Origin of the sequence: Staphylococcus sp. LCT-H4, from assembly GCF_001866145.1 — a bacterium.
GTDB classification, from domain to species: Bacteria; Bacillota; Bacilli; order Staphylococcales; family Staphylococcaceae; genus Staphylococcus; species Staphylococcus succinus.
In genome coordinates this window covers 18,523-35,886 of the sequence record NZ_MODY01000002.1, presented here as the reverse complement: position 1 = coordinate 35,886, position 17,364 = coordinate 18,523, and the positions used below count along the sequence as shown (strand labels likewise).

Here is a 17,364-nt window from a genome sequence, read left to right as displayed (position 1 = left end):
TTCTATTTAGAATAGAGATTATTTAATGATTTCAGTTACAACGCCTGATCCAACAGTACGTCCACCCTCACGGATAGAGAAACGAGTACCATCTTCAATAGCGATTGGTGAAATTAATTCAACTTCCATTTCAACGTTATCGCCAGGCATAACCATTTCAGTACCTTCTGGTAAACTTACAACACCAGTTACATCAGTAGTACGGAAATAGAATTGTGGGCGGTAGTTAGTGAAGAATGGAGTATGACGTCCACCTTCATCTTTTGATAAAACGTAAACTTCAGATTTGAATTTTGTATGTGGTGTAATAGTACCAGGAGCAGCTAAAACTTGACCACGTTGTACATCGTCACGTGAAACCCCACGTAATAACGCACCAATGTTGTCACCAGCTTCAGCGTAGTCTAGTAATTTACGGAACATTTCTACACCAGTAACAGTTGTTTTACTTGATTCTTCAGTGATACCGATAATTTCGATTTCTTCACCGACTTTGATTTGACCACGTTCAACACGGCCTGTAGCAACAGTACCACGACCAGTGATTGAGAATACGTCCTCAACTGGCATCATGAATGGTTTGTCAGAATCACGTTCTGGTGTTGGGATGAAATCATCAACAGCTTGCATTAAGTCTAAGATTTTTTGCTCATAGTCAGCGTCGCCTTCTAAAGCTTTTAATGCAGAACCAGAGATTACAGGTACATCGTCACCTGGGAAGTCATATTCGCTTAATAAGTCACGAACTTCCATTTCTACTAATTCTAATAATTCTTCATCGTCAACCATGTCAACTTTGTTTAAGAATACTACTAATGCTGGAACACCAACGTTACGTGATAAAAGAATGTGTTCACGAGTTTGTGGCATTGGACCATCTGCAGCAGATACTACTAAGATAGCTCCGTCCATTTGAGCAGCACCAGTGATCATGTTTTTAACATAGTCAGCGTGTCCTGGGCAGTCTACGTGAGCATAGTGACGTTTTTCAGTTGTATACTCAATGTGTGAAGTATTAATTGTAATACCACGTTCTTTTTCTTCTGGAGCGTTGTCAATCATGTCATATGATTGAGCAAGTGAGTCACCATGTTTTGCTAATACAGTTGCAATTGCAGCTGTTAAAGTCGTTTTACCATGGTCAACGTGACCGATAGTACCAATATTGGCATGTTCTTTTGAGCGATCAAATTTTTCTTTAGCCATTATAAAATCTCTCCTATTCTGTTAGAAAATTAATTTTTGAATTTATCTCTCATGACAGTTTCTCACCATCATGAGAAGATCTTTCATTTTTTGGAATAAAGGACCATATAGTACCTTTATAATGCATTTTTCCCAAAAAATCAATTGATAAACTGTAAGCTACATAACTAAGCTTTAAATGTATTGTACAGACAGATGTCGTACGACACAAGTTTAATTATTCGCCTTTATTTCCACTGTTTTTCTTAACAATTTCTTCAGCAATTGATTTTGGAACTTCAGCATAGTGATCAAAGTACATAGTATACGTACCGCGACCTTGAGTGTTAGAACGTAATGATGTAGCATAACCGAACATTTCTGAAAGTGGTACAAAAGCATTTACAACTTGTGCATTACCACGAGGTTCCATACCATCAACACGTCCACGACGAGATGTTACGTCACCCATGATGTCACCCATGTACTCTTCAGGCATTTCGATTGTTACTTTCATCATTGGTTCTAAGATAACTGGTTCACATTTTTTAGCTGCTTCTTTAAGTGCTAATGATGCTGCAACTTTGAAGGCCATTTCTGATGAATCGACATCATGGTATGAACCATCATAAAGTTTAGCTTTAACATCAATTAATGGGTAACCAGCTAATACACCGTTTTCCATTGAATCTTTAAGACCTGCTTCAACTGATGGAATGTATTCACGAGGAACTACACCACCAACGATAGCGTTTTCGAATTCGAAACCGCCACCTGTTTCATTAGGTGAGAATTCAATTTTAACGTCACCATACTGACCACGACCACCAGATTGACGAGCGAATTTACCTTGAACTTGAGCTGATTGCTTGAATGTTTCACGGTATGAAACCATTGGAGCACCAACATTACATTCAACGTTAAATTCTTTCTTCATACGGTCTACTAAGATATCCAAGTGAAGCTCACCCATACCACCAATGATAACTTGTCCAGTTTCATCGTCTGTGTGTGCATGGAAAGTTGGGTCTTCTTCTTGTAATTTAACTAACGCTGTAGTCATTTTATCTTGGTCGGCTTTAGATTTTGGTTCAACAGATAAGTGAATAACAGGCTCTGGGAAATCCATAGATTCCAAGATAATGTCATTTTTCTCACCACATAAAGTATCACCTGTTCCAGTATCTTTAAGACCTACCGCAGCTGCGATATCTCCTGCATATACTGTATCAAGCTCTTGACGAGAGTTAGCGTGCATTTGTAGTAAACGACCTACACGTTCACGTTTACCTTTCGTTGAGTTCTTAACATATGAACCTGATGATAATGTACCTGAATAAACACGGAAGAATGTTAATTTACCAACATAAGGGTCAGTCATAACTTTGAACGCTAAAGCAGCGAACTCAGCATTGTCATCAGCTTTTGCGATAACTTCTTCTTCTGGGTTTTCAGCACGATGACCAATAATTGGTTTAACATCTAATGGTGATGGTAAGTAGTCAATTACTGCATTAAGCATTAATTGAACACCTTTGTTTTTGAAAGCAGTACCAACAAGAACTGGGTAGAATTCTACGTCGTTAGTTGCTTGACGAATAGCATTTTTCAATTCATCAATACTAATTGCTTCGTCACCAAGATATTTTTCCATTAATTCATCATTAGATTCAGCTACAGCTTCAATTAATGCTGAACGAGCTTCTTCAGCTCTTTCTTTATGATCTTCAGGAATTTCAATTTCTTCAATTTCAGTTCCTAAGTCATTTGTGTATTTGAAACATTTCATTTCAACTAAGTCGATGATTGCTTCAAACTCGTCTTCCGCACCAATTGGTAATTGGATTGGTTGTGCATTCGCTTGTAAACGGTCATGAATAGTACTTACTGAATACTCAAAGTTAGCACCTAATTTGTCCATTTTGTTTACGAATACGATACGAGGTACACCATAAGTTGTTGCTTGACGCCAAACTGTTTCAGTTTGAGGCTCAACACCTGATTGTGCATCAAGTACTGTTACCGCACCATCAAGTACACGTAATGAACGTTCAACTTCAACAGTGAAGTCTACGTGTCCTGGTGTATCAATGATGTTTACACGGTGGTCATCCCACTGCGCTGTAGTAGCGGCAGAAGTAATTGTAATACCACGGTCTTGCTCCTGTTCCATCCAGTCCATTTGTGAAGCTCCTTCATGAGTTTCACCAATTTTGTGGATACGTCCAGTGTAGTAAAGAATACGTTCAGTCGTAGTTGTTTTACCAGCGTCGATATGAGCCATGATACCAATATTACGAGTTCTTTCTAAACTAAAATCTCTAGCCATGTATTTTTCTCCTTCCAGTATAACTGCGAATAAATACTATAAATATGGCGATACCCTAAACATGCGCCAATGATAGTAATCTACCAATACGGAACATGCTCAGGGAGAAAGCTTCTATCCTACCAACGATAGTGAGCGAATGCTTTATTTGCTTCAGCCATTTTGTGAGTGTCTTCACGTTTCTTAACTGCACCACCAGTGTTGTTAGCTGCATCTAAGATTTCGTTAGCTAAACGTTCTTCCATAGTTTTTTCACCACGAAGACGCGCATAGTTAACTAACCAACGAAGACCTAATGTTGTACGACGTTCTGGACGAACTTCAACTGGTACTTGATAGTTAGAACCACCTACACGGCGAGCTTTAACTTCTAATACAGGCATGATGTTGTCGATAGCTTCTTCAAATACTTCTACAGCTTCACGACCACTACGTTCTTGAACTAGGTCGAAGGCAGAATAAAGAATTCTTTGAGCTGTTCCACGTTTACCATCTAACATGATTTTGTTAATCAATTTTGTAACTAATTTTGAGTTATGAATTGGATCTGGTAATACGTCTCTTTTTGGTACTGATCCTTTACGAGGCATAATGTAAATCCTCCCTTCCTATTATAATATATTTTCAATTTTCAATGCGAAAATTTACGCAATCTTAACCTTATTTTTTAGGTCTTTTAGTTCCGTATAATGAACGACCTTGTCTACGTCCATCAACACCTGAAGTATCAAGTGCACCACGTACGATGTGGTAACGTACACCAGGTAAATCTTTTACACGTCCACCACGTACAAGTACAACACTGTGTTCTTGTAAATTATGTCCGATACCAGGGATATACGCATTGATTTCGATATTGTTAGACAAACGTACACGAGCATATTTACGTAACGCTGAGTTAGGTTTTTTAGGTGTCATTGTACCTACACGAGTACAAACGCCACGTTTTTGTGGAGAATTCAAAGTAGTAAATTTCTTCTGTTTACTATTGAAATTTCTGTTTAATGCTGGTGAATCAGATTTTTTTGATTTGCTTTGTCTTGGTTTACGTACCAATTGATTAATAGTTGGCATTGAATGTTCCTCCTCTCTTGATTTATAATCCCACACATCCAGGTGGTTCATTTTAAGGGTAAATAAAATTTAGTAAGAACAATTCTTACTAATCTCATTTCAATAATGCAACAATTGTTGCACTAACGTTTATACCTACATATTCTCCTAAAGCTTTCTTGCTTTCGAAAAATGAAACAGGTATGGGTTTGTGATTGATTTGGCTTAACACGCGAGTCAATAAATGAACTTCAACGTCCTCAGCGATAATCAATGATGTAACTTGATCTTTATTCAAAGCTTTAAGCGTTTGTTTAAGACCAATAACATGATGTTGTTTGTTAAAGCGTGCAACTTTTTCATTAGACATCAAAATATCCTCCAAAGCTCTGCTTGCATCAACCTTAACAATAATAACATCTTAGTTACCTTTGAGTCAACTTCTATTGCTATTATTTTTGAAAAAAATTAAAAAAACAAGTGACCGAAATATATTATTTCGATCACATTGTTTGAGCACTTACTAAAATTATACTTCAGTTGTTTGAACTTCTTCAGTAACTGTTTGTTCAGGTGCTTTTTTATCGTATTTAACGTCGCTATAACGTCTCATACCAGTACCAGCTGGAATTAATTTACCGATGATAACATTCTCTTTAAGACCGAGTAAGTCATCACGCTTACCTTTAATTGCAGCATCAGTAAGTACACGTGTTGTTTCTTGGAACGAAGCTGCTGATAAGAAACTTTCTGTTTCAAGAGACGCTTTTGTAATACCTAATAATACTGGTTTAGCTGTTGCAGGGCGTTTACGCTCTTTAAATGCTTCACGGTTTGCATCAGTAAAGTTATGAATATCTACTAATGAACCTGGAAGTAACTTAGTATCTCCAGCTTCAATGATACGTACTTTACGTAACATTTGTCTTACCATAACCTCAACGTGTTTATCATCAATTTCTACACCTTGCATACGGTAAACTTTTTGTACTTCTTTTAGTAAATAACTTTCTGTTGCATTCAAACCTGAAACAGATAAATAGTTCTTAGGCTCGATAGAACCTTCAGTTAGAACTTCACCGCGTTCAACGCTTTGACCAATTTCAACTTTCAATCTTGATGTACCTGAAGCAAGGTATGATCTTGATTCATTTGCACCTTTAATTACGATTTCTTGTTGACGGTCTTTCGCAAGTTTGATGTCATCTACGACACCTTCGATTTCAGTAATCACTGCTTGACCTTTAGGGTTACGTGCTTCGAAAATCTCTTGGATACGTGGAAGACCTTGTGTGATATCACTACCTGCTACACCACCTGTATGGAATGTACGCATTGTAAGCTGTGTACCTGGTTCACCAATTGATTGGGCAGCAATTGTACCAACTGCTTCACCAACTTCAACTTTTTCACCAGTTGCAAGGTTTTTACCATAACATTTTTCACATACACCATGACGTGTATTACATGTAAATGCTGAGCGGATATACATTTGTTCAAAACCAGCATCCGTAATTTGTTTCGCTATTTCTGCAGTAATTAATTCATCTGGTTTGATGATAATTTCATCAGTTTCTGGATGACGAACTGTTTCTTTAGAATAACGACCTTCGATACGCTCGATAAATGGCTCAATCATTTCTGTACCCTCTTTGATATCAGAAACTAATAAACCACGGTCAGTTCCACAATCTTCTTCACGTACGATAACATCTTGTGCAACATCAACAAGACGACGAGTAAGGTAACCAGAATCGGCAGTTTTAAGTGCTGTATCGGCAAGTCCTTTACGCGCACCATGGGTAGAGATGAAGTACTCTAATACCGTTAAACCTTCACGGAAAGAAGATGTGATTGGTAATTCTATAATCTTACCTGATGGTGCTGCCATTAGTCCACGCATACCAGCTAACTGTGTAAAGTTAGATGCGTTACCACGGGCACCGGAATCACTCATCATAAAGATTGGGTTGGTTTTATCAAGTGATTGCATTAATTCACCTTGAATTTGATCTTTAGCAGCTGTCCAAGTTTCAACTACTGCGTTATAACGTTCAAATTCAGTGATTAAACCACGGTTAAATTGTTTAGTTATATTATCAACAATTTTTTCATGCTCATCTAAGATATCTTTTTTATCTGGTAAAACCACGATATCAGATACACCAACAGTGATACCTGCTTTAGATGAGAATTTGAAACCTAAGTCTTTCATTCTGTCTAACATCATAGAAGTATCTGTAATGCTGAAACGGTTAAATACTTCAGCAATGATATTACCTAAGAATTTTTTATTAAATGGTTCAATTAACGGCGCTTGATCGAAGTAGGCTTTCAATCCATCTTCCCCAAGTTCAGTAGCAGTAATAAAATATTTATCAGGTGTTACGCCTTCTAAATTAGCTTGAGTTGGTTCGTTAATATAAGCAAATGAATCTGGAATGATTTCATTGAATATCACTTTACCAACAGAAGTTAATAAGATCTTTTTGTTTTGCTCTTCAGTGAACGTTGGATTGTTGAATGAACCAGCATGAACACCAATACGAGAATGTAAGTGAACATAACCATTGGCATAAGCTTTTAATACTTCGTTCGTATCATTGTAAATTGTACCAGTATTGACTGAATCTTTACGCTCTAAAGTAAGGTAATAGTTACCAAGTACCATATCTTGTGATGGTGTAACAACTGGTTTACCATCTTTAGGGTTCAAGATGTTTTGTGCAGCTAACATTAACATACGTGCTTCAGCTTGCGCTTCTTTAGATAACGGTACATGGACAGCCATTTGGTCACCATCAAAGTCCGCGTTGTAAGCTGTTGTTACAAGTGGGTGTAGACGTATTGCACGCCCTTCAACTAATGTTGGTTCAAATGCTTGGATACCTAATCTGTGAAGTGTAGGTGCACGGTTTAAAAGTACTGGGTGCTCACGAATAACATCTTCTAATACATCCCAAACTTCATCATCCATACGCTCTATCTTACTCTTAGCATTTTTAATGTTAGTAGCAATTTCACGTTGTACAAGTTCTTTCATAATGAAAGGTTTGAACAATTCAAGCGCCATTTCTTTAGGTAGACCACATTGATACATTTTCAAGCTCGGTCCAACTGCAATAACTGAACGACCTGAGTAGTCAACACGTTTACCTAATAAGTTTTGACGGAAACGTCCTTGTTTACCTTTTAACATATGTGAAAGTGATTTTAACGGACGGTTACCTGGTCCTGTTACCGGACGGCCACGACGACCATTATCGATAAGTGCATCAACAGCTTCTTGTAACATACGTTTTTCATTTTGAACTATGATGCCAGGAGCACCTAAGTCTAATAAACGTTTTAAACGATTGTTACGGTTAATAACACGACGATATAAATCATTTAAATCACTTGTAGCAAAACGTCCACCATCTAACTGAACCATTGGTCTGATTTCAGGCGGGATAATTGGAAGTACATCTAAAATCATCCACGCTGGATTATTTCCAGAATGTCTGAATGACTCAACTACCTCTAAACGTTTGATTGCACGAGTAAGTCTTTGACCTGTTGCTGACTCTAACTCATCACGTAGTGATTTAAGTTCAGCATCTAAGTCTATTTCTTCAAGTAATTCTTTAATACCTTCAGCACCCATTTTAGCCGTGAATTGGCCTGGGAACTTGTCGTAATAGTCTCTGAATTCTGCTTCAGATAACAATGTCTTTTGTTCTAATCCAGTTGGACCTGGCTTAACCACAACATAAGAAGCGAAATAAATAACTTCTTCTAATGCTCTTGGAGACATATCTAATAATAGACCCATACGACTTGGAATACCTTTGAAGTACCAAATGTGTGATACTGGTGCAGCTAATTCAATGTGGCCCATTCTTTCACGGCGCACTTTAGATTTAGTTACCTCAACTCCACATCTGTCACAAACCATACCTTTATAACGTACACGTTTGTATTTACCACAACTACATTCCCAATCTTTTGTAGGTCCGAATATTCTTTCACAGAAAAGACCATCTTTTTCTGGTTTTAAAGTACGATAGTTAATTGTTTCTGGCTTTTTAACCTCACCAAAAGACCATGAACGGATTTTTTCAGGTGAAGCAAGTCCTATTTTCATATAATGGAAATTATTTACATCAATCAAGGAGCCTACCTCCTTCAATTTAGATTAGCTGTGCAAATTGATTGATTGCTCTATATCAATAAATGGAATAACCAATATTGAGATGATTACAGTCATGTAACACACCTCAATTTGGTTTATACCCTTATAAACTTAAATGCGATTAGTCAGTGATTTCTTTTTGTGATTCTGGAGCTTCTTTTTGTTGAAGATCTACTTTACGTTCAACAACTTCTTCTTCTTCTGTATCGTGCATGTCAATTTCATTGTCATGCTCGTCCATAATCTTAACGTCTAATCCTAAACTTTGTAATTCTTTCATCAATACTCTGAATGATTCTGGAACGCCAGGCTTAGCAATATTTTCACCTTTAACAATAGCTTCGTATGTCTTAACACGACCTACTGTATCATCAGATTTATAAGTTAAGATTTCTTGAAGTGTATATGCGGCACCGTAAGCTTCAAGCGCCCATACTTCCATCTCACCGAAACGTTGTCCACCAAATTGTGCTTTACCACCAAGTGGTTGTTGCGTAACAAGTGAGTATGGTCCAGTTGAACGTGCATGTAATTTATCATCAACCATGTGTGCAAGTTTCAGCATGTACATAACGCCGACTGAAATTCGGTTATCGAATGGTTCACCCGTACGACCGTCATATAATACTGTCTTACCATCACGAGCCATACCAGCTTCTTCAATAGTTGACCATACATCTTCATCACTGGCACCATCAAATACTGGTGATGCTACATGAATACCTAAGTTCTTAGCAGCCATACCTAAGTGTAGCTCTAATACTTGTCCGATATTCATACGTGATGGAACACCAAGTGGATTCAACATGATGTCAATTGGTGTACCGTCTGGTAAATAAGGCATATCTTCTTCTGGAACAATCTTAGAAATGACACCTTTGTTACCATGACGACCACACATTTTGTCACCAACGTGTATTTTACGTTTTTGAACAATATATACACGTACGAGTTGGTTAACACCTGGAGATAATGTATCGTCTCCTTCTTCACGGTTAAAGACTTTAACATCTAGAACAATTCCGCCTGCACCATGTGGTACACGTAATGATGTATCGCGAACTTCACGAGCTTTTTCACCGAAGATTGCGTGTAATAAACGTTCTTCTGCAGTTAATTCAGTTACACCTTTAGGTGTTACTTTACCAACTAAGATATCGCCATCATTAACTTCGGCACCGACGTATATAATACCACGGTCATCCAAGTTTTTAAGTGCACTATCTGAAACATTAGGGATATCACGAGTAATTTCTTCAGGCCCTAGTTTAGTATCACGTGCTTCAGATTCATATTCTTCGATATGAATAGAAGTATAAACATCATCCTTAACTAAGCGCTCACTCATGATTACAGCATCCTCATAGTTATAACCGTCCCAAGTCATGAAACCAACAACTACGTTTCTACCTAGAGCCATTTCACCAAGTTCCATAGACGGACCATCAGCTAAAATTTCGCCTTTAGTCACTACGTCTCCAGCACTTACAATTGGTCTTTGGTTATAACAAGTACCAGTATTTGAACGTTTGAATTTCGCTAATGGATAACGATCCAATTCGCCTTCATATTCTTGACCGTCTTCTTCAATAAGTTGACGAACAAGGATTTCATTAGATTCAACGTGTTCAACACGGCCTTTGCGTTTAACTACTACTGCTGCACCAGAATCACGTGCTGCCACGTGTTCCATTCCAGTACCTACAAAAGGTGATTCTGGGTTCATCAATGGCACCGCTTGACGTTGCATGTTTGCACCCATTAAAGCACGGTTAGAGTCATCATTTTCTAAGAAAGGAATACATGCTGTCGCAGCTGAAACAACTTGTTTAGGCGATACATCCATATAATCCATTTTTTCTTTAGCCATAACAGTATTATTACCACGGAAACGACATACAACTTCATCATCTACGAAACGACCATTTTCATCTAAAACAGAGTTTGCTTGTGCTACTACATAGCTGTCTTCTTCGTCAGCAGTTAAGTAATCAATTTTGTCTGTGATGGAATGCGTTTCAAGATCAACTTTACGGTATGGTGTTTCAATGAAACCAAATTCATTTACACGCGCATAACTTGATAAAGAGTTGATAAGTCCAATGTTTGGTCCCTCTGGTGTTTCAATTGGACACATACGGCCATAGTGAGAGTAGTGAACGTCACGTACTTCCATTTGGGCACGTTCACGTGTTAAACCACCCGGTCCTAATGCTGATAAACGACGTTTATGTGTTAACTCAGCTAATGGATTCGCTTGGTCCATGAATTGTGATAATTGAGAACTACCAAAGAATTCTTTGATTGATGCAATAACAGGACGAATATTGATTAATTGTTGTGGCGTGATTGATTCTGTATCTTGAATTGACATTCTTTCACGTACAACACGTTCCATTCTTGATAAACCAATACGGAATTGATTTTGTAACAATTCACCTACTGAACGTAAACGACGGTTACCTAAATGGTCAATATCATCTGTAAAGCCAATACCGCTTAATAAGTTAAAGAAGTAAGACATAGACGCAATGATATCTGCTGGTGTAATGCATTTCACTTCTGTATCTGGAAGCGCATTACCAATCACTGTTGTTGTACGTTCTTCTTCGTCATTCGGAACGTAAACTTTAATTGATTGTATTTCAACAGGTTCGTCAATAACACTGCCTTCTAACTCAAACACTTCACTGTTAGCATTAGCTTCTAATACGTCCATAATTTCATCTAAGTTACGACGGTCTAGGACTGTACCTTCTTCTGCAACAATTTCGCCTGTCTCAGTATTAACAATAGGTTCTGCTAATTTTTGATTAAATAAGCGATGTTTTAAATGAAGTTTTTTATTAGCTTTATAACGACCTACACTTGCTAAGTCATAACGTTTCGGATCAAAGAAACGTGAATATAAAAGACTTTTAGCATTTTCAACTGTAGGTGGTTCACCAGGGCGTAAACGCTCATAGATTTCTAATAATGCTTGATCAGTAGTTTCTGTACCATCTTTTTCTAATGTATTACGTAAATATTCACTTTCACCTAATAAATCAACAATTTCTTGATCAGTAGAGAAACCTAAAGCACGTAACAATACAGTTAATGGTAATTTTCTTGTTCTATCAATACGTACATAAACAACATCTTTAGCATCAGTTTCATATTCTAACCATGCACCACGGTTAGGAATGATTGTTGCATCGAAGTTTGTACGACCGTTTTTATCTAGTTTTTCATTGAAGTATACGGATGGTGAACGAACTAATTGTGATACGATAACACGTTCAGCACCGTTAATTACGAATGTACCTGTATCTGTCATTAATGGGAAATCACCCATAAACACTTCTTGCTCTTTCACTTCGCCAGTTTCTTTGATGATTAGACGTACTTTCACACGTAAAGGCGCAGCATACGTTGTATCACGGTTTTTCGATTCTTCTAAATCATATTTCGGTTCTCCGAGTCTATAATCTACAAACTCTAAAGAAAGATTGCCTGTGAAATCTTCAATCGGAGAAATGTCTCTAAACATTTCTAATAAACCTTCTTCTAAGAACCAATCGTAAGACTTAGTCTGAATCTCAATTAAATTCGGTAATTCTAATACCTCTGAAATTCTCGCATAGTTTCTACGTTTACGATGTCTTCCATATTGGACAAATTGACCTGCCAAACAGATTCACCCCTCAAAAATTGTGTGTTTACTTTTACTGAAATACCAAATATAATTAGACAAAAAGAAAACGGTAGCACACCTGATGACACCATTTTCAATTCTATCTTATATACTATGTTAATTCGTACGTAAAAGTACACACTTATTGAACATAAATTTTTACATTCTATAACTATATCAGAAGCCAGCACTTAATTCAACCTTTTACACTTCTTAAAATGTAATAGCCTTTACTTTTTTCTAATACTTCCACGTTATTAAATGTGTCTTGCATTTTTTGTTTTGCAGACGGCATACCTTGTTTTTTTTGAATTACAACACAAAGTGCACCACCATCTTTCAACTTTTCATAAGCATCTACTAAAATGCTATGAACAACTGTTTTTCCTGCTCTAATCGGTGGATTAGTAAGCACAAAATCATAAGCTTTATCTTCTACCTGTGATAAACCATCACTTTCTTTGATTTCCACATTTTCTATTCGGTTCTTTTTTTTGTTTTTTCTAGATAATGATAATGCACGTTGGTTAATATCAACCATCATTACTTCGTGATGTGGGGAAACTTTAGCAATCATTAAACCAATAGGACCATAGCCACAACCAACATCTATGATATTTTTCGTAGGACCTGGGGGATATGTTTTCAAAAAAGTTTTCACTAATAAATCGGACCCAAAGTCTATTTTCCCTTTCGAAAATACACCCGCATCTGATATTAGTTCTAAATTATGGTTATCGTAGGAGTATGTAAAAAGCGACTCATCACTTTCTACTTCAGGATTCTCATCATAATAGTGACTCATGACTACACCTCTTTTAATCTTATTCGTTTCAGATTAATACTATACCCAATTTGATAAGTAAAATAGTTATAAAACTAGGACTTGCTTTACTAGATATAGATCAAATAAGATAAAACCCCGTTATAGTGATAACGGGGTTTTCATTTCTCAAAGATTTCAGGTATTCTCGACTTAAGATTAACGTACCGAAGCAGTTAATGTGTTAAATCACTTAAATAACCTTCAATATATAATTATTAACTGTTAGCCAGCAAGAATTATTTTAATTCTACTGTAGCGCCAACTTCTTCTAATTGTTCTTTAAGTGCTTCAGCATCTTCTTTAGATAAACCTTCTTTAACTACTTTAGGAGCTCCGTCTACTAATTCTTTAGCGTCTTTTAATCCTAAACCAGTTGCTTCTTTAACTGCTTTAACAACTTTGATTTTAGAAGATCCAGCTGAAGTTAATTCAACATCGAATTCAGTTTGTTCTGCTGCTGCGTCTGCGCCGCCAGCTGCACCTGCTGCTGCTACTGGAGCTGCTGCAGTTACACCAAATTCTTCTTCAATTGCTTTTACTAAGTCGTTTAATTCTAAAACTGACATTTCTTTAATTGCTTCAATGATTTGTTCATGATTAGCCATTTTAATATTCCTCCATTAATTTTTAATAGTTACGCGCAATTATTCAGCGCTTTCTTCGTTTTGTTCTTTTTCTTCTCCAACAGCTTTAACCGCATAAGCGAAATTGCGTACTGGAGCTTGTAATACTGATAAAAGCATAGAAACAAGACCGTCATGTGATGGTAATGTACCAACAGTATTAACTTCTTCTGCTGAGATAGCACTGCCTTCCATAACACCAACTTTAATTTCTAAAGCTTGATGTTCTTTTGCAAATCCTGCAATAACTTTTGCTGGAGCAACAACATCTTCACTTGATGTTGCAACCGCTGTAGGACCTACTAAGAATTCATCTAATCCGTCAATACCAGCTTTTTCAGCTGCACGGCGAACCATTGTGTTTTTGTATACTTTATACTCAACACCAGCTTCACGTAATTGTGAACGTAATTCAGTTACTTCAGCAACGCTAAGACCACGATAGTCAACGATAACTGTAGATACTGAGTTTTTAAGTTGTTCAGCAATAATATCAACTTCTTGTTTTTTTGCATCGATGATAGCAGACATTTAGACACCTCCATTGATTTTAATTTGGTGCTTTTAATCTTGAAACATTGCCATGCAGTGTAAACTATATGCTCAACGCTCAATAAAAAAAGCACTTTCTACCCGTGGCAAAAAGTGCTTGAAAGATCTGAAATCTTCACGTTCAAGTCAATTTTAGCCTCGGCAGGATTTTACTTTTTAAGTTATTTCTAACTCCTACTGTCTTAGGTAAAATAATACATTAACCAATATAACTGGTCTCATGTATTATGTCAATATTTTATTTAAAGACTGAAGCATTAAATCTTCAGTCTTTAGTTTTAATTTTTAAAAAATTAAAGTTTGAAACTTGAAGTATCAACTTTAACTCCAGGACCCATTGTTGTTGTAACAGTAACGGATTTGAAGTAAGTACCTTTAGCTGATGATGGTTTCGCTTTTAATAAAACGTCTTGTAACGTTCTGAAGTTTTCAACAAGTTTGTCTGTATCAAATGATGTTTTACCAATTGACGCGTGAACAATACCTGATTTTTCAGCACGGTACTCAACTTTACCAGCTTTAATTTCTTCAACAGCTTTTTTAACGTCCATTGTAACTGTTCCAGTTTTAGGGTTTGGCATTAAACCTTTAGGTCCTAATACTCTACCTAATTTACCAACTTCGCCCATCATATCTGGTGTAGCTACTACGACATCAAAGTCGAACCAACCTTGTTGAATTTTTTCTACATATTCACCTTCACCGACAAAATCTGCACCTGCTGCTTCTGCTTCAGCTGCTTTGTCACCTTTTGCGAATACTAATACACGTTGTGATTTACCAGTACCATTTGGAAGCACTACTGCTCCACGGATTTGTTGGTCATTTTTACGAGTATCAATACCTAAACGGAATGCTACTTCAACTGAAGCGTCAAAGTTAGCAATGCTTGTTTCTTTAGCTAGTGCAACTGCTTCTTCAACATCATATTGTTTTGTGCGGTCGATTTTACTAGCTACTTCTTGATATCTTTTGCTTTTTTTAGCCATTTCATGTTCCTCCTTTAGTGGTTTTAGCGGAATTTCCTCCCACGTTTACTTGTTTTCACAAGTTAAGAGCAGATGACAGTGAGGTATAAAATTGTATTTTATCATAGGAATAAATCCTAAATAAATGACATTTCCCCTCATACTACGACAATATTGAACGCTGTCATCATGTTTGTCATTTCCGTCATCTGCTACTTCGTCTATCTATGATTTCATTACTGTTATAATTATTGAACTGTGATTCCCATACTACGTGCAGTACCTTCGATAATACGCATAGCTGCTTCTTCGTCTGCAGCATTTAAATCTTGCATTTTTTGGTTTGCAATTTCACGTACTTGATCTTTAGTTACTGAAGCAACTTTGTTTTTATTAGGTTCGCCTGAACCTTTTTCAACGCCTGCTGCTTTTTTAAGTAATACTGGAGCCGGTGGTGTTTTTGTAATAAATGTAAATGAACGATCTTCATAAACACTGATTTCTACCGGAATGATTAAACCTGCGTCTTCTTGTGTACGTGCGTTGAATTCCTTACAGAATCCCATAATATTCACACCTGCTTGACCTAATGCTGGTCCAACTGGTGGTGCTGGGTTCGCTTTACCTGCAGGAATTTGTAATTTAACTACTTTTTCTACTTTTTTAGCCACGATGTGCACCTCCTTGATATCGTGATGTGGTCACAGGACTAAGTTTTGCCCTCCCACTCTTCTACATTTCGTGACGAAATGAACGCTCTAAAAGCGCGACCACAGTATTATAACACTAATTCGAGTTATAAATCAATAGTTGATTTGTTATTTTCGAACTAATATTATATTTTTATTTCCTTTTTATTATTATAATTTTTCTACTTGATCAAATTCAACTTCTACTGGCGTTTCTCTACCAAACATGTCTACAAGAACTGTAAGTTTGAATTTTTCTACTTCAATTTCTTGAATTTCGCCTACTTGATTTGCAAAAGGACCTGATTTAATTCTAACTTGTTCACCTAAATCTAGTTGAACATCAATAGTTTTTTCTTTCATGCCCATTTGTTTAAGGATGAAACGTGCCTCATCAGGAAGTAGTGGATTAGGTTTAGAACCAGCGCCTGCTGAGCCAACAAATCCAGTAACACCAGGTGTATTTCTTACTATATACCATGATTCGTCAGTCATTACTAATTCAACCAAGACGTAACCAGGGAATGTTTTTTTAGTTAAAGTTTTAGACTTACCATCTTTAACTTGTGTCTCTTCCTCTTCAGGTATTACAACTCTGAATATTTGTTCAGTCATATTCATAGATTCAACACGTTTTTCTAAATTCTTTTTAACTTTATTCTCATAACCAGAATAAGTATGCACAGCATACCAACGCTTTGCGCCAACTTCTTCAGACATGTCGTCACTCCTAACTATTTAATTAACTCTATAATTCTACCAATTCCTAAGTCTAAGGCATAGAAGAATACTAAGAAAAATACTACCGTAGCTACAACAATGACTGTGTATTTAAACAATTCTTCTTTCGTTGGCCAACTTGTCTTTTCCATTTCTGACTTAACGCCTTGGAAGAAATTTTCTTTTTTAGCCATTAACAAGACCTCCGTATTATTTCGTTATTCCTTATTTGCTTATTCCATACAACAAATCAAGCAAATACAATACTCTCAACTTAGTTGGAATGATATATTTACTCAACCGATCACACTAAATATGTCGTCTTAATTACTTCGATTCCTTATGCAACGTATGTGCATTACATCTCGGACAGTATTTTTTTAATTCCAATCTCGATGTAAGATTGCTTTGTTTCGGAATATTGTAATTTCTACTGCCACACACTTCACAATTCATTGGTACTTTTTTCATTTGTCTTCACCTTACTCATTATAATACCAATCTACTATACATAACTTTGAAGTCAATTGTCAATCTTCGCTCGTATAGTAAAGTACACTGTTTTGTAA

15 protein-coding genes and 1 other annotated feature are annotated in these 17,364 nt (G+C 36.7%); all 15 genes read right to left on the bottom strand.

Features of this window, described 5'->3' with window-relative positions; translation table 11 throughout:
* Positions 1–18: 18 nt before the first annotated feature.
* The 15 genes from tuf to rpmG all read right to left on the bottom strand — a co-directional run bounded on the left by tuf (position 19) and on the right by rpmG (position 17,266).
* On the bottom strand, positions 19–1,206 hold the full coding sequence (tuf, locus tag BK821_RS05070; protein WP_046837709.1) for an elongation factor Tu: 1,188 nt from the start codon (positions 1,204–1,206) through the stop codon (positions 19–21).
* 217 nt (positions 1,207–1,423) lie between these two features.
* Complete coding sequence (gene fusA / locus BK821_RS05065) at positions 1,424–3,514, bottom strand: elongation factor G (protein WP_046837708.1); 2,091 nt, start codon at positions 3,512–3,514, stop codon at positions 1,424–1,426.
* A gap of 119 nt (positions 3,515–3,633) precedes the next feature.
* A complete protein-coding gene (rpsG, locus tag BK821_RS05060; RefSeq protein ID WP_042737969.1) occupies positions 3,634–4,104 on the bottom strand; it encodes a 30S ribosomal protein S7 in 471 nt (156 codons plus the stop codon).
* Between the two features lie 70 nt (positions 4,105–4,174).
* On the bottom strand, positions 4,175–4,588 hold the full coding sequence (rpsL, locus tag BK821_RS05055) for a 30S ribosomal protein S12 (RefSeq protein WP_046837707.1): 414 nt from the start codon (positions 4,586–4,588) through the stop codon (positions 4,175–4,177).
* Positions 4,589–4,682: 94 nt separating this feature from the next.
* Positions 4,683–4,937, bottom strand: coding sequence for a ribosomal L7Ae/L30e/S12e/Gadd45 family protein (locus BK821_RS05050; protein ID WP_046837706.1), 255 nt, complete (start codon positions 4,935–4,937; stop codon positions 4,683–4,685).
* A gap of 159 nt (positions 4,938–5,096) precedes the next feature.
* Positions 5,097–8,693 carry a DNA-directed RNA polymerase subunit beta' gene (gene rpoC / locus BK821_RS05045; RefSeq protein WP_177165130.1) on the bottom strand — a complete coding sequence of 1,199 codons (3,597 nt, stop codon included), beginning with the start codon at positions 8,691–8,693 and terminating at the stop codon, positions 5,097–5,099.
* Positions 8,694–8,862: 169 nt separating this feature from the next.
* The gene (gene rpoB, locus BK821_RS05040) at positions 8,863–12,414 is read right to left on the bottom strand and encodes a DNA-directed RNA polymerase subunit beta (RefSeq protein ID WP_046837704.1); all 3,552 of its coding nucleotides are present in this window, start codon (positions 12,412–12,414) and stop codon (positions 8,863–8,865) included.
* Positions 12,415–12,613: 199 nt separating this feature from the next.
* Positions 12,614–13,222, bottom strand: a complete 609-nt coding sequence (locus tag BK821_RS05035; protein ID WP_046837703.1) for a class I SAM-dependent methyltransferase — start codon at positions 13,220–13,222, stop codon at positions 12,614–12,616.
* Positions 13,223–13,479: 257 nt separating this feature from the next.
* Positions 13,480–13,848 carry a 50S ribosomal protein L7/L12 gene (gene rplL, locus BK821_RS05030; protein WP_046837702.1) on the bottom strand — a complete coding sequence of 123 codons (369 nt, stop codon included), beginning with the start codon at positions 13,846–13,848 and terminating at the stop codon, positions 13,480–13,482.
* A 39-nt stretch (positions 13,849–13,887) separates the two neighbouring features.
* Positions 13,888–14,397 carry a 50S ribosomal protein L10 gene (gene rplJ, locus BK821_RS05025; RefSeq protein ID WP_046837701.1) on the bottom strand — a complete coding sequence of 170 codons (510 nt, stop codon included), beginning with the start codon at positions 14,395–14,397 and terminating at the stop codon, positions 13,888–13,890.
* Positions 14,398–14,473: 76 nt separating this feature from the next.
* Positions 14,474–14,623, bottom strand: a sequence feature (ribosomal protein L10 leader region).
* Positions 14,624–14,711: 88 nt separating this feature from the next.
* Positions 14,712–15,407: a 50S ribosomal protein L1 gene (gene rplA / locus BK821_RS05020; RefSeq protein ID WP_046837700.1), complete on the bottom strand. Its 696-nt coding sequence runs from the start codon at positions 15,405–15,407 to the stop codon at positions 14,712–14,714.
* Positions 15,408–15,634: 227 nt separating this feature from the next.
* Positions 15,635–16,057: a 50S ribosomal protein L11 gene (rplK, locus tag BK821_RS05015; protein ID WP_046837699.1), complete on the bottom strand. Its 423-nt coding sequence runs from the start codon at positions 16,055–16,057 to the stop codon at positions 15,635–15,637.
* A gap of 189 nt (positions 16,058–16,246) precedes the next feature.
* Complete coding sequence (gene nusG / locus BK821_RS05010) at positions 16,247–16,795, bottom strand: transcription termination/antitermination protein NusG (protein ID WP_046837698.1); 549 nt, start codon at positions 16,793–16,795, stop codon at positions 16,247–16,249.
* A 14-nt stretch (positions 16,796–16,809) separates the two neighbouring features.
* Positions 16,810–16,989, bottom strand: coding sequence for a preprotein translocase subunit SecE (gene secE / locus BK821_RS05005; protein WP_002484168.1), 180 nt, complete (start codon positions 16,987–16,989; stop codon positions 16,810–16,812).
* A 133-nt stretch (positions 16,990–17,122) separates the two neighbouring features.
* A complete protein-coding gene (gene rpmG, locus BK821_RS13215) occupies positions 17,123–17,266 on the bottom strand; it encodes a 50S ribosomal protein L33 (protein ID WP_073505020.1) in 144 nt (47 codons plus the stop codon).
* Between the last annotated feature and the right edge of the window lie 98 nt (positions 17,267–17,364).

Coding starts and splice junctions, on each gene's coding strand:
- tuf (WP_046837709.1), bottom strand. CDS start 1,206: ATGGCTAAAGAAAAATTTGATCGCTCAAAAGAACATGCCAATATTGGT.
- fusA (WP_046837708.1), bottom strand. CDS start 3,514: ATGGCTAGAGATTTTAGTTTAGAAAGAACTCGTAATATTGGTATCATG.
- rpsG (WP_042737969.1), bottom strand. CDS start 4,104: ATGCCTCGTAAAGGATCAGTACCAAAAAGAGACGTATTACCAGATCCA.
- rpsL (WP_046837707.1), bottom strand. CDS start 4,588: ATGCCAACTATTAATCAATTGGTACGTAAACCAAGACAAAGCAAATCA.
- BK821_RS05050 (WP_046837706.1), bottom strand. CDS start 4,937: ATGTCTAATGAAAAAGTTGCACGCTTTAACAAACAACATCATGTTATT.
- rpoC (WP_177165130.1), bottom strand. CDS start 8,693: ATGAAAATAGGACTTGCTTCACCTGAAAAAATCCGTTCATGGTCTTTT.
- BK821_RS05035 (WP_046837703.1), bottom strand. CDS start 13,222: ATGAGTCACTATTATGATGAGAATCCTGAAGTAGAAAGTGATGAGTCG.
- rplL (WP_046837702.1), bottom strand. CDS start 13,848: ATGGCTAATCATGAACAAATCATTGAAGCAATTAAAGAAATGTCAGTT.
- rplJ (WP_046837701.1), bottom strand. CDS start 14,397: ATGTCTGCTATCATCGATGCAAAAAAACAAGAAGTTGATATTATTGCT.
- rplA (WP_046837700.1), bottom strand. CDS start 15,407: ATGGCTAAAAAAAGCAAAAGATATCAAGAAGTAGCTAGTAAAATCGAC.
- nusG (WP_046837698.1), bottom strand. CDS start 16,795: ATGTCTGAAGAAGTTGGCGCAAAGCGTTGGTATGCTGTGCATACTTAT.
- secE (WP_002484168.1), bottom strand. CDS start 16,989: ATGGCTAAAAAAGAAAATTTCTTCCAAGGCGTTAAGTCAGAAATGGAA.
- rpmG (WP_073505020.1), bottom strand. CDS start 17,266: ATGAAAAAAGTACCAATGAATTGTGAAGTGTGTGGCAGTAGAAATTAC.